This window comes from Devosia sp. P2_G7, from assembly GCF_056403495.1.
On sequence record NZ_JBFUFI010000006.1, the window covers coordinates 213,018 to 225,256 of the forward strand.

The window sequence follows — 12,239 nt, forward strand, 5'->3', positions numbered from 1 at the left end:
ATCACCATTCGCCTTTCGAAGTCGCCGCGACTAGCTCTCTGGCATCACCAACCCGGAGAGACCAAATGCAGCTCTACTACCATCCCTACGGATGCTCGCTTGCCCCAGCCATTGCCGCCGCCGAGGCTGGCGTCCCGCTCGATTTCACCTATGTCGACATCATGGGCGAGCCGCACACGCTGGCCGACAGCACGCTCTACACCGACATCAACGCCCGCAACTATGTGCCGCTGTTGGCGCTCGACGACGGCAGCGAAGTCAGCGAGGCCGGCATCATCCTGCAGTATCTCGCCGACCTGAACCCGGCGGCCGGTCTTGCGCCCGGCCTCGGCACGATCGAGCGGCGGCTGCTCAACCAGTGGCTGACCTTCCTCGGCACCGAACTGCACAAGACCTACTCGCCCTGGCTGTTCCACCCCGAAGTCGGGGAACAGGCGCAGGACTATGCCCGCAAGCGTGTCGCCGCCCGCTACGCCATCGTCGAGCAGCAACTCGCCGGCAAGACCTGGCTGCTCGGCGAGCAGTTCACCGTCGCCGACGCCTACCTGTTCGTGATGGTCAACTGGGCAGCCGCGGCGAAAACGCCGCTCAGCGACTTCCCCAACATCCGCGCCTGGTTCGAGCGGATGAAGGCCCGCCCGCACGTCCGCGAGGCGATCCGCCTCCACTCGGCCAGCCCAGAGGCCAAGGCCGCCTAGACGAACATCAGCAACACCGTCAGCACGGCGACCTCGATCAGCGCTTGCAGCGCCCCGATCAGGTCGCCGGTCTGCCCGCCGATGAGCTTGCGGCAGGCCCACACCCACGCCGCTGCGACACCCGCTGCGACGCCCAGCGACACGATCACCGCGACGACGCTGGTGAACGGTGCCGCGAGCACGAAGGCCAGCAGCACGGCAAAGCCCATGCCGCCGAAGAAGGCCCGTCGCGACACCCGGCCAACCGCCGCCGAAGCACCGCCCTCGCGCGCATTGGGCAGCGCGACACTGAGCCACAGCGAGGCGGACCGTCCGATCACCGTCGAGGCGAGCCAGATGGCGCCGGCCGCAAGCGGGTTGTGGGCAGCGACCCCGCCGATCGCCGTGATGCGGAACAGCAGATAGAGTCCAAGCGCCGCCACCCCATAGGTGCCGTGCCGGCTGTCCTTCATGATCTCGAGCCGGCGCTCGACACTTGCTCCGCCGAACAGCCCATCGGCGCTGTCGGCAATCGCGTCGTCGGCCATCGCCCCGGTGGCCACCAGCATGGCCGCGACGCCCAGCGTGGCGGCGAAATAGCTCGGGATCCCGGCCCAGGCCGTCAGCATCATCAGCAGCGCCGGCAGGAACCCGATGGCGACGCTGGTGAAGCCCAATCCCACCGCGATGCGGTTGAGAACGGGCTTTTCGAACGGGCTGTCACCGGTTGGCAACCGCGAGAAGAACCGCAAGCCCATGATCAGGTCGTCGGTCAGCCGCCAGCCATAGGCAGGAGGCGCCTCGGGTGGCGTGACCGGGCGATGATTGTCCTGCCGTGGGGGCGATCCGGGGGCGTCGTCACTCACTTGCGGTTCCCTTGCCATGGGGCGATGCTCGCTTGTCCTTCAGCCTTCGGGGCAATGCAAGATGAGTGTCACCCAGTTCGAACTGGTGTCGCGTTGGCGGATCGCTGCGCCGTTGGATCGCGTCTGGCCCGAGATCGCCGATGTCGACGCCTGGCCCTCGTGGTGGCGTGCCGTTCGCAAGGTGGAGCGGCTGCGCGACGGCGACGCGAGCGGGGTTGGAGCGGTCCGCCGCCTGACCTGGGTCACGGCGCTGCCTTACACCATCACGTTCGACGTCGAGTCCACCCGCATAGAGCCGATGCGCCTGATTGAAGGCCGCGCCAGCGGCCAGCTAAACGGTGTCGGACTTTGGACGCTCACCACCGACGGCGACGGCACGGCAGTGCGCTACGACTGGCGCATCGACCTCGGCAAACCCTGGATGCGCGCCTTCGCGCCAATCCTGCGTCCCGCCTTCGCCTGGAACCACAATGTGCTGATGGGCTGGGGCGAGTCCGACCTCAAGGCCCGGCTGGGCATCGGCTGAGCCCGGGTCAGCACTGCTGATCCCGATCGTGCTGGACTCTTGGGGCCGGACTCGCCCATGAGTGGCGTCCCCCGATCCGGAGCTGAAATTGCCGTCCCCCTTCGCCGACATCATCGACCTCCTGCATATCGCCCCCTCGGGCGACGAAGCCGCGGTCGCTGCCATCCGCCAGCGCGATCGCCAGCTCACCAAGCCGCCCGGTTCGCTCGGCGAGCTAGAGGGGCTGGTCGAGTTTCTCGGCCGCTGGCAGGGGAAGGCGAAACCGACGCTCGATAACCCCATGGTCGCGATCTTTGCCGCCAACCACGGCGTCACCGACCAGGGCGTCTCGGCCTTTCCGCGCGAGGTGACGGCGCAGATGGTCGCCAACTTCACCGCCGGAGGCGCTGCGATCAGCCAGATCTGCGCGCTGCACGAGCTGAACCTGCGCGTCTTCGAACTCGCGCTCGAACTGCCCACCGGCGACATCACGCGCGAAGCGGCGATGGACGACAAGATGTGCGCCGCGACCATTGCCTACGGCATGGAGGCGATCGCCGGAAAGCCGGACCTGCTCGCCATCGGCGAAATGGGCATCGGCAACACCACCATCGCCGCCGCGCTCTACACCGCCCTCTATGGTGGCACCGGTGCTGACTGGGTCGGTCGCGGCACCGGCGTCGACGATGCCGGCCTCAAGCGCAAGGCCGATGCGGTCGACCGGGCCATCGCCTTCCATGGCGGCGCACTCACCGATCCACTCGCCATCCTCGCCCGCCTCGGCGGTCGCGAGATCGCCGCCATGCTCGGCGCCATCATCGCAGCGCGCCAGCAGAAAATCCCGGTGATCGTCGATGGTTTCGTCGCCACCTCCGCTGCGGCGATCGCCCATGCCGTGAACCCGGATTCGATCGACCACTGCATCTTCGGTCACGTGTCCGCGGAGCATGCCCATGCCCGCGCGCTCGAAGCGATGGGCAAGCGCTCGCTGCTCAGCCTCGGCATGCGGCTGGGGGAGGGGAGCGGCGCGGCCCTCGCGGCGGTGCTTGCCAAGACCGCGCTTCACCTGCACAAAAACATGGCGACCTTCGGCAGCGCCGGGGTCAGCGACAAGGAGGCGTAGGCGATGATCGCGGCCGGTGCGCAGTCGACCATCGACCTCGCCACTGGCCATCTCGCCGCTCTGTTGCAGCGCAATACCGGCGACCTGATCCGCAGCCTGCATCTTGTCGGCTCCGTTGCCGATGGCGATTTCCGTCCGGGCAGGAGCGACCTCGATTTCGTCGCTGTGCTATCGCGGGAACTGACTGATGACGACGCCGAGGCGCTGGTCGTCGTCCACCGCAGCTATCGCACCGACCCGACCCTGCCGAGCCTCGATGGCGTCTGGCTGACGGAGGATGAACTGCACGCCGGCCCCGACGCTGTCGCGGATGGGCCGACGTCCCAACAGGGCGATTTCGTCATCGTGGCGCGCGGCAACCGCAACCCGGTGACGTGGTTCGCGCTCGCCGACGCCGTGACAGTCATCGGGGAGCTAGACCGCGACGCGCTGTGGCACGACCGGGAACGGCTCGTCGCATGGGTGCGCGGGAACGCCGAGAGCTACTGGCGGCGTTGGTTGGCCCGAGCGTCGGGCGTTTCGTCGACAGGAGTCCAGATGTTCGGCCGCGCCATGCCGATGTGGGGCGTCCTCGGCATCAGCCGCCTCCACTACACCAATGCCACGGGCAAGATTGCTTCCAAGTCCGCGGCCGGCGAGTGGGCACTAACGGCGTTCGATGCGCGGTGGCGGCCGATTGTGGAGGAAGCGCTGGCGTATCGGAAAGGTGAGCCATCGCGATACGGCAACCCGTTCGCGAGGCGGAGGGATGCACTGGCATTTGTGGAGATGGCGATTGAGGAGATTGTGGACTGACGTGGCCGGTTACTCGACGCCCATCTCCCCCCTCGCGGGGAAGAGCGGGGCCGGTGGATGTCGTCCCGCTCAGCTCGCTTCCGAGTAAATCTGCAGCCGCGGCTTCTTCTCCACCACCGGCGCCAGCGCATCCATCACCCGCGCCCGGGGGAAAGTCGCGATCACCTCGGTTCCGAACCGCAACTTCGAGAACAGGTCGAAGCGCCCCTGGTGCAGTTCCATGATCTTCTGCACGATCGGCAGCCCCAGCCCCGCACCCTGCTCGGCGGTCTTCTGCGCCAGCGAACCCTGGCCGAACGACGACAACACCGTCTCGATCTCGTTCTCGGGAATGCCCGGCCCGTTGTCGCGCACGCTCAGCAACTGCCCGCCATCGCCCGAGCGCGTCACCATCAGGTGCACCTTGCCCGATTGCGGGGTGAACTTGATGGCGTTGGAGAGCAGGTTCAACACCACCTGGCGGATCGCCCGCTCGTCGCCCCAGAGCTTGGGCAGGTTGTGCGCATAGCTGACCGACAGCTCGATGCTCTTGGCCTTGGCGCGGATCTCCACCATGCGCCGGCAATCCTCGGCGATATCGATCAGCGAGACCGCCTCTTCGTTGAGGTCGTACTTGCCCGCCTCGATGCGGCTCAGATCGAGCAACTCGTTGATGAGGTTGAGGAGGTGCTGGCCGGAGCTATGGATGTCGCCGGCATATTCCTTGTACTGCGGCACGTTATGCGCCCCGAGCAGTTCGGACTGCAGCACTTCGGAAAAGCCGATGATGGCGTTGAGCGGCGTCCGCAACTCGTGGCTCATCGTGGCGAGGAACTGCGACTTGGCGATATTGGCCTGCTCGGCGTGGCGCCGAGCCTCGTCGCTCATCTCGCGAGCTTCCTCGAGCTCGTTGATCAGCGAGTCCTTTTCCGCCTGGTGCTCGATCGTCTCGAGTTCCGACTTGTACAGCTGCTTGGCCAGGTAGACGAAGAACATCTCGCCGCCAACGACGACCGCGGCCAGCGCCCAGTTCAGCGTGCCGCCGGCCGTGACGAGGCTCATCGTCACCGTCACCGCGGAGGGCAGCGTGCTCGACAGCGTGGCGCCAGGCAGCGTGCGCGTCGATACGGCGTTGGCGGCAATACCGATCAGCGCCATGGCGAACATTGCCACCAGCAGCGGTCCGGCATCGGTGGTCATCAGCGTGAACAGTGACAGCAGCGCCCAGGCGATGCCGTTCACCATCTCGGCGACGACGAAGCTGGCGGTCCAGCGCCCGGCGTTGAACTTCTCCTGCGGCTCGTCCTTGAAGCGGCGGCAGAGCCAGGCCACGGCCAGATTGGCGACGATCACCAGGGCCGCCCAGCCCGCGGCGGCCAGCGGCGACACCCACAGGCTGGCGAACAGCGCCAGGATCAGCACCAGGGCCGGCACGGCCAGCAGCCCGCCAAGCCGGGAGCTGGCATATTCGTCCAGCAGTTCGAAATCGAAGGAAGCGCGGGTGCCGGAGCTTGAGGTGAGGCGCTGGCGCGCGTCGAACACCGTCCGCTGCGAGTTACGGCGAAGCTCGCGACCCATCTGGGCGCGCACGTCTTCATCGTGCATCGCGGGCTTCAACGCCATTACTCAAATACTCAACACAACACTATCGCGAACAGGAAACGCGTTCGTTACGCTTGTGCAAAAACCCTATGCGCCGCATGGTTAAGTTACGGTGAACTGCCGGGTGGCCAAATGGGTAAAGCCCAAGACAATCGGCAGTGTTCGCCAGTAGTGCAGGGCGCCATGCCGGCTTGGGCAAGCGGGCGCCGCACGCCGCTGCCGCGCCGTTTCCGCATGCGTTGGCGAAGCTGGATCATCGTGGTGGTCGGGGCAGGGTTGCTCGCAGTCTACCTCATCATGCCCGACGCACCGTTCTCACTCGACGGCCCGCCGCTGACCGGAAGCGTGGAGCGCGTGGTCGACGGCGATACCATCGACATCGCCGGCCAGCGCATCCGGCTTACCGGCCTCGATGCGCCCGAGTGGAACCAGACCTGCCGCACGGCTGACGGCGGCACCTGGAAGTGCGGCGCCCGCTCGTCGCGCTGGATGCGCGACCTGACGCGCGGCAAGACACTCACCTGCCGGCCGGAGGGCCACGACCGCTACGGCCGGCTGCTCGCCCTCTGCCGCGATGGCAAAACCGACATCGCCGAGGCCATGGTAGCCGACGGATTTGCAGTTGCCACAAGCCGTTACGCCGGCGTAGAGGCATCAGCCCGCAAGGCGCGGCTCGGCATCTGGCAAGGCAGTTTCGACGCGCCTGCCGCATGGCGCCGGCGCGAGGCGGCTGCTACCGCCGCCGAGACCGGAAATCCCAGTCGATTTGATCGGTTTCTGGCGTGGCTTTGGAAGCTTCTGTCTAGTTGACAGGCGCAAGATATTTGCGTTGTATGGCCGCCTGCACTGGGTATTTTTGCGCTGCATCGGTGATTTTTCCACCGTCACGCAATCTGATTTCAAGGGGGCTGCCATAGCTTTGGACAAGATCGATCGCAAGATTCTTGCGCTCCTGCAGAAGGACGCGACCACTCCGGTTGCCGAAATCGGCCGCAAGGTGGGGCTGTCGACGACGCCGTGCTGGCGCCGGATCCAGAAGATGGAAGAGGACGGGATCATCAAGGGCCGCGTCGCGGTTCTCGATCCCACCAAGATCAACGCCGGCGTCACCGTGTTCGTCTCGATCCGCACCAACGAGCACAACGACGCGTGGATGCGGAAGTTCGCTGCGGTGGTCGACGACTTCACCGAGGTGGTCGAGTTCTACCGCATGAGCGGCGAGGTCGATTACCTGCTGCGCGTCGTCGTGCCCGACATCGCGGCCTACGACTCGTTCTATAAAAAGCTGATTTCGAAGATCAATCTGACCGACGTCAGCTCGTCCTTCGCCATGGGGCAGATCAAGTACACCACGGCTTTGCCGCTCGAGTTCGCCATCGTTTCGGACGACGACAAGTAGCATGCCCGTTACCCGCGAAAGACTGCGCCAGCTCGTCGGGCTGGTGGAACCGGCTATCTCGCTCAGCGCCGCCCATATCGAGCAGCGCGACGGCTACGAGGTCGAACACCTGACCCTGCTGCTCGACGACACCGAGGTGCGCGGCATCCTCACCCGTCCGCTCAAGGTCGAGGGCCGCCTGCCGGCCATCCTCTACGGCCACTCGCATGGCGGGCGCTACGACATCGGCGCCGACGAACTGCTCGACGGCCGCGAGTATCTGCTCGATCCGCTCGGGCCGGTGTTCGCCCGCGCCGGCTATGTGACGCTCTGCATCGACATGCCGGTGTTCGGCAAGCGCGCCACCGTGTCGGAAGGCGCCGCCGCCAAGGCGCTGCTCTGGTACGGCAAGGGCCTGTTCGGCCAGATGCTCTGTGATCACTCGGCCGCGCTGACCTACCTGGCGTCGCGCCCTGAGGTCGATCCGCTCCGCATCGGCGCCTTCGGCATCTCGATGGGCTGCACCCTGAGCTATTGGCTCGCCGCCATGGACGAGCGCATCAAGGCCGTGGCGCATCTCTGCTGCTTTGCCGACCTCCGCACCATGATCGAGCTGGGCGCCCACGACGGGCACGGTGTCTATCTCGTGGTGCCGGGCCTGCTGAACGAGGCCGATGCCGGCGCCATCGGAGCGCTGGTCGCGCCGCGCCCGCAACTCATCTGCATCGGCGAGGCGGACTCGCTCACCCCCCCGGAAGCCGTGGCGCTGGCCTGGGACGAGACAAGCGCGGCCTACGCCGGCCACCCCAACCGGTTGCAACTGGTGTCGGAACCCGGCGTCAAGCACCAGGAAACGCCGCGCATGCGGGAAGCTGCGCTGGCGTTCTTCGCCAAGAGCCTCTAGCGCGGGCCTGCAACCCCAAGCGTCCCATCGTCATGCGTGACGAACCGCATGCCATGGCGGGCAAAGGCGTCGCATATGGCGGCGAAGTTCTCGTCGCGTACCGCCCGCGGGCCAGGCATTTCGACGCGCCGCACGGTCGAGAACGAGACGCCTGCCTCGGCGGCAAGGTCCAGGGCGGTCCAGCCGAGATAGGCGCGCGCCGCGCGAATTTGTGCATGCGACGGACTGTCGGTCACGCTCCGGGCGCTCCGCAAACCAGCCAATCCCGGCGCCGCTGCGCAACATTATCCGGCGGCGCGATGCGACGCGCATCAATACGTATCTCGGTATTCACTTGTCCCAGCCCTACATCGCCTCGCCGGAAGACCATTCGGGCTCATCCGGGACTGCGCTGGCGTCTCCAATTCGCAGAATATGCGGCGAAATTTAGTCAAACAGGCGGCGATACCAATCACATTTTTCGAGAAGAGGCGAATGGTTAAGTTTAGGCGGTCAAAGCGGATGGATGAGGACAGAAAGTGCTCTCAGATACTTGCAGGCAATGCTTCTCCGGCAGGGTGGGATTACGTCTTACATGATGGAACGAGCGCGAAGTTTGCCGATTCGCGTATCCGTAAGTAACGCGAACATAACGGACCGCCGTTATCTGCGCGTCCCCTGACTTTTGAGCGGTCCGGCCTCCTCCGACCGTTCGACTTTTTCTACGGCCCGTCTATGGTAGGCGAACAAGATGGCGCAAAGCGCCTGACCTGCGCGCCGGTTAGGGCGCGGTCCTGGAGGGGGCGAATATGCGGGAGGAATTCGATCACATCGTGATCGGAGGGGGAGCGTCGGGCTGTGTCGCGGCCGCCCGGCTGGTGACCGATGGCGGGCGGCGCGTGCTGCTGCTCGAGGCGGGCTATTCGCACCATCATCCGCTGCTCGACATGCCGCCGGGGATCTTCAAGCTGATCAACGGCTCCAAGTACATGACCTATCACCACACCGTGCCGCAGCAGCACCTCGATGGTCGCGTGCACGACATTCCGCAGGGCAATGTGCTCGGCGGCGGCACCTCGGTGAACGCGCAGGTCTACATGCGCGGCCGGCCCTCGGACTACGACGAGTGGGACCAGATCCTGCGCGGCAGCAATGACGGCGCCGCCTGGGACTGGTCGACCGTGCTGCAGCACTTCCGCCGCATCGAGGGCAACAACCGGCTGAGCAACGACTACCACGGCAATGACGGCCCGCTGCTGGTCTCCGACCCGGGCCACATCGACGACGTGTCGCGCTGGTTCGTACAGAGCGTGCAGCAGAAGGGCGAGCCGTTCACCAACGATTTCAACGGCGTGACGCAGCGCGGCGTCGGCTTCTACCAGTTCATGAACCGCAAGGGGAAACGCTCGAGCGCCGCCTACGCCTATGTCGAGCCGCTGAAGGACGACCCGCGGCTGACGGTGCGCCTCCGCGCCGCGGTGCAGAAGATCAACATCGAGAAGGGCAGGGCGGTCAGCGTCACCTACCGAGACGCGGCTGGCACCGAGCACACCGCCTACTCATCTGGCGACATTGTCCTCAGCTCGGGCGCGCTGGTGACACCGAAACTGCTGATGCTCTCAGGCCTCGGCCCCGCCGAGCAGTTGCGTAGCCACGGCATCGATACCCTCGTCGATCTGCCCGGCGTCGGCCAGAACCTCATCGACCATCCCGAAGTCCCGGTGATCTCGGTCGCCAACGGGCCTTACGGCTATTTCAAGCAGGGCGTCGGCTGGCGCATGCTGAAGAACGGCCTCAACTTCAAGCTGTTCGGCAATGGTCCGATCCTCTCGGCCGGCTTCGAGGCCGGCGCCTTCATCAACCCCGTCGACCGCGACGCACCGCCCTCCATCCAGGCGTTCTGCGTGCCGATCGTCTACCTCGATCGCGACCTGCTGAAGGTGTTCGACGACACCTACGGGGTCACCATCACCACCGTGCTGGTGAAGCCCAAATCGCGCGGTTACGTCGAGCTGCGCTCAGCCAACCCCGCCGACATGCCGCTGGTCTCGCCGCATCTGCTGCAACACCCGGACGACATGAAGATGATGGTCGAGGGCCAGCGCTTCTTCCGCGACGTGCTCCTCACCGGCGCCCTCGGCAAGCGCATCGAAAAGGTCATCGCGCCGCCCGGCCCGGACCTCAGCGACGAGGTGATGGCCGAGCACTGCCGGCGCTTCGTCAAGACCAACTACCATCCGGCCAGCACGGCGAAAATGGGCGCCGACGGCGACCCGATGGCCGTTCTCGATGCGCGCCTGCGCGTCCGCGGCGTGGATAACCTCCGCGTCTCCGACATGTCGGCGGTACCCAACATCAACGCCGGCAACACCACGGCGCCCGCCATGATGCTGGGCGATCGCTGCGCCGATTTCATTCTCGGCCTCGACCGGCCGCCAACAGCTGTGCTGCATTAGGAGAGAGCAATGATCTTCGATCTGTTTCGTCTGGACGGCAAAGTCGCGCTGGTCACCGGCGCCACCCGGGGCATCGGCCTTGGCATCGTCGAAGCGCTGACCGACGCGGGCGCCCACGTTATCCTCTCGTCCAAGGTCCCTAAGCCGGATGTCGTCGCGCGCTTCAAGGACGCCGGCCACAAGGTCGACTATATCCAGGGCGACGTGCAGGACCCCGCGGTGCCCGCGCAACTCGTCGCCGAGGCAGTAAGGCTCGGCGGCGGCAAGCTCGACATCCTCGTCAACAATGCCGGCGTCGCCCAGCACGGCGAGACCCACAGCTTCCCAGAAGAGCAGTATCGCCGGCTGATGGATATCAACGTCGACAGCGTCTTCCGCGCCTGCCAGGCGGCGCTCATCCCAATGCGCGCCCAGAAGAGCGGCGTGATCCTCAATATCGGCTCGATCTCCGGGCTGATCTCGAACATCCCGCAGCCGCAGGCAGCTTACAATGCGTCCAAGGCCGCAGTGCACATGCTGACCAAGAGCCTTGCCTCGGACTACGCCGAAGACGGCATCCGGGTGAACGCGATCGCCCCCGGCTACATCACCACCGACATGACCAATGGCGGGTTGGCGGATCCGGTCTGGGGCCCGGTCTGGCGCGACATGACCCCAATGAAGCGGCCGGGTTCGGCCACAGATATCGGCGCAGCGGCGCTATACCTGTGCTCACCGGCGTCGGGGTATGTAACGGGCGAAGTGCTGGTGGTGGATGGGGGATATACGGTGCGGTGATCACACCAACACCGGCGCGAGCCAGGGGTGGGGGGCGGCAAACCACCGACGTGTCAGGACGACTGGGGCGCCGTCAACCGCCGGTCACACTCATATGCCGGCTCAGCGCCGGCGCCGTGTGGTCCCGGTCCAGCACGAAATCGTGCCCCTTGGGCTTCAGCAGCATCGCGCGGTCGAGCGCCGCGTCCAGCGCCTCCGGCCCGCCGTCGCGGATGGCACCGCGCAGGTCCACCATGTCGTCCTGCCCCAGGCACATGTAGAGCTGTCCCGTCGCAGTCAGCCGCACGCGGTTGCAGCTCTCGCAGAAATTGTGGCTCATCGGGGTGATGAACCCGACGAGGCCGTTGGTCTCCGCCACGTAGTCGTAGCGGGCCGGCCCGCCGGTGCGGTGCCCGGTCGGCTCCAGCGTGTATTTCGACTGCAGCCGCTCACGCAGCTCCTTCAGCGGCAGGTAGGTGTCGACGCGGTCTATCCCGACCTCGCCCAGCGGCATGCCCTCGATCAGCGTCAGCCCGAAGCCGCGGCCATGCGCCCAATGCAGCATCGGCTCGATCTCGTCTTCGTTGACGCCGCGCATCGCCACCATGTTGATCTTGATCTTCAGTCCGGCCTCGTCGGCGGCGTCGATCCCATCGAGCACGTCGGCGATCCGTCCCCGGCGGGTGATTTCGGTGAAGCGCTTGTCGTCGAGCGTATCCAGCGACACGTTGAGCCGCTTCACCCCAGCTCGGGCCAGGCCTTCCGCATGCCGGCGAAGCTGGCTGCCATTGGTGGTGAGCGTCACCTCCTCGAGCCCTTGCCCGAGATGGCCGCCGATCTTTTCGACCAGTTCCATGATGTCGCGCCGCACCAGCGGCTCGCCGCCGGTCAGCCGCACCTTCTTCACCCCGCGGGCGACGAAGGCGGTGACGATACTGTCGATCTCCTCAAAGCTCAGCACTTCGTGCTTGGGCAGGAACGTCATGTGCTCGGACATGCAATAGACGCAGCGGAAATCGCAGCGGTCGGTCACCGACACGCGCAGATAGGTGATCCGCCGGCCATATCGATCGATGAGCGGGCGCTCTGCACCGGTGGGCGCGAGGTTCGGCTGTTCGAGAAGCGTCAGGGACATCAGGCCTTTTACCGCAACCAGCCGGTCGCCGCCTAGCACTGAAAATGAAAAGGCCGGCCACCAGGGCCGGCCAAATCGAAAACT

Annotated in this window: 13 protein-coding genes; 9 read left to right on the forward strand and 4 right to left on the reverse strand. The window is 65.9% G+C overall.

Annotation, left to right across the window (positions count from 1 at the left end; genetic code table 11):
* Nucleotides 1-65 precede the first annotated feature (65 nt).
* On the forward strand, nt 66-698 hold the full coding sequence (locus AC1DWU_RS12365; RefSeq protein WP_477150282.1) for a glutathione binding-like protein: 633 nt from the start codon (nt 66-68) through the stop codon (nt 696-698).
* On the opposite strand, the gene AC1DWU_RS12370 is transcribed toward AC1DWU_RS12365, so the two are convergent.
* Nucleotides 695-1,543 (reverse strand): adenosylcobinamide-GDP ribazoletransferase, encoded by an 849-nt coding sequence (locus AC1DWU_RS12370; protein WP_477150283.1) that lies wholly within the window; start codon nt 1,541-1,543, stop codon nt 695-697. The genes AC1DWU_RS12365 and AC1DWU_RS12370 overlap by 4 nt on opposite strands.
* A gap of 61 nt (nt 1,544-1,604) precedes the next feature.
* On the opposite strand from AC1DWU_RS12370, the gene AC1DWU_RS12375 reads away from it, so the two are divergent.
* The 3 genes from AC1DWU_RS12375 (at nt 1,605) to AC1DWU_RS12385 (ending at nt 3,966) form a co-directional block, all read left to right on the forward strand.
* The gene (locus AC1DWU_RS12375; protein ID WP_477150284.1) at nt 1,605-2,069 is read left to right on the forward strand and encodes an SRPBCC family protein; all 465 of its coding nucleotides are present in this window, start codon (nt 1,605-1,607) and stop codon (nt 2,067-2,069) included.
* An 88-nt stretch (nt 2,070-2,157) separates the two neighbouring features.
* Nucleotides 2,158-3,171 (forward strand): nicotinate-nucleotide--dimethylbenzimidazole phosphoribosyltransferase, encoded by a 1,014-nt coding sequence (gene cobT / locus AC1DWU_RS12380; protein ID WP_477150285.1) that lies wholly within the window; start codon nt 2,158-2,160, stop codon nt 3,169-3,171.
* A gap of 3 nt (nt 3,172-3,174) precedes the next feature.
* On the forward strand, nt 3,175-3,966 hold the full coding sequence (locus AC1DWU_RS12385) for an aminoglycoside adenylyltransferase domain-containing protein (RefSeq protein ID WP_477150286.1): 792 nt from the start codon (nt 3,175-3,177) through the stop codon (nt 3,964-3,966).
* A 69-nt stretch (nt 3,967-4,035) separates the two neighbouring features.
* Here the strand turns inward: AC1DWU_RS12385 and AC1DWU_RS12390 are convergent, their stop codons facing one another.
* Entirely contained in the window at nt 4,036-5,550 is a 1,515-nt protein-coding gene (locus AC1DWU_RS12390; protein WP_477150287.1) for a sensor histidine kinase, read from the reverse strand.
* 180 nt (nt 5,551-5,730) lie between these two features.
* On the opposite strand from AC1DWU_RS12390, the gene AC1DWU_RS12395 reads away from it, so the two are divergent.
* The 3 genes from AC1DWU_RS12395 (at nt 5,731) to AC1DWU_RS12405 (ending at nt 7,829) form a co-directional block, all read left to right on the forward strand.
* Nucleotides 5,731-6,357, forward strand: a complete 627-nt coding sequence (locus AC1DWU_RS12395; protein ID WP_477150288.1) for a thermonuclease family protein — start codon at nt 5,731-5,733, stop codon at nt 6,355-6,357.
* A gap of 109 nt (nt 6,358-6,466) precedes the next feature.
* Nucleotides 6,467-6,946, forward strand: coding sequence for an Lrp/AsnC family transcriptional regulator (locus tag AC1DWU_RS12400; protein WP_477150289.1), 480 nt, complete (start codon nt 6,467-6,469; stop codon nt 6,944-6,946).
* 1 nt (nt 6,947) lies between these two features.
* On the forward strand, nt 6,948-7,829 hold the full coding sequence (locus tag AC1DWU_RS12405; protein WP_477150290.1) for an alpha/beta hydrolase family protein: 882 nt from the start codon (nt 6,948-6,950) through the stop codon (nt 7,827-7,829).
* On the opposite strand, the gene AC1DWU_RS12410 is transcribed toward AC1DWU_RS12405, so the two are convergent.
* The gene (locus AC1DWU_RS12410; protein WP_477150291.1) at nt 7,826-8,065 is read right to left on the reverse strand and encodes a helix-turn-helix domain-containing protein; all 240 of its coding nucleotides are present in this window, start codon (nt 8,063-8,065) and stop codon (nt 7,826-7,828) included. The two genes, AC1DWU_RS12405 and AC1DWU_RS12410, sit on opposite strands and share 4 nt — an antisense overlap.
* Nucleotides 8,066-8,617: 552 nt before the next feature.
* On the opposite strand from AC1DWU_RS12410, the gene AC1DWU_RS12415 reads away from it, so the two are divergent.
* Both AC1DWU_RS12415 and AC1DWU_RS12420 read left to right on the forward strand, forming a co-directional pair.
* Nucleotides 8,618-10,264: a GMC family oxidoreductase gene (locus tag AC1DWU_RS12415; RefSeq protein ID WP_477150292.1), complete on the forward strand. Its 1,647-nt coding sequence runs from the start codon at nt 8,618-8,620 to the stop codon at nt 10,262-10,264.
* 9 nt (nt 10,265-10,273) lie between these two features.
* On the forward strand, nt 10,274-11,041 hold the full coding sequence (locus AC1DWU_RS12420) for an SDR family NAD(P)-dependent oxidoreductase (protein ID WP_477150293.1): 768 nt from the start codon (nt 10,274-10,276) through the stop codon (nt 11,039-11,041).
* Between the two features lie 73 nt (nt 11,042-11,114).
* Here the strand turns inward: AC1DWU_RS12420 and moaA are convergent, their stop codons facing one another.
* Nucleotides 11,115-12,155, reverse strand: a complete 1,041-nt coding sequence (gene moaA / locus AC1DWU_RS12425) for a GTP 3',8-cyclase MoaA (RefSeq protein WP_477150294.1) — start codon at nt 12,153-12,155, stop codon at nt 11,115-11,117.
* Between the last annotated feature and the right edge of the window lie 84 nt (nt 12,156-12,239).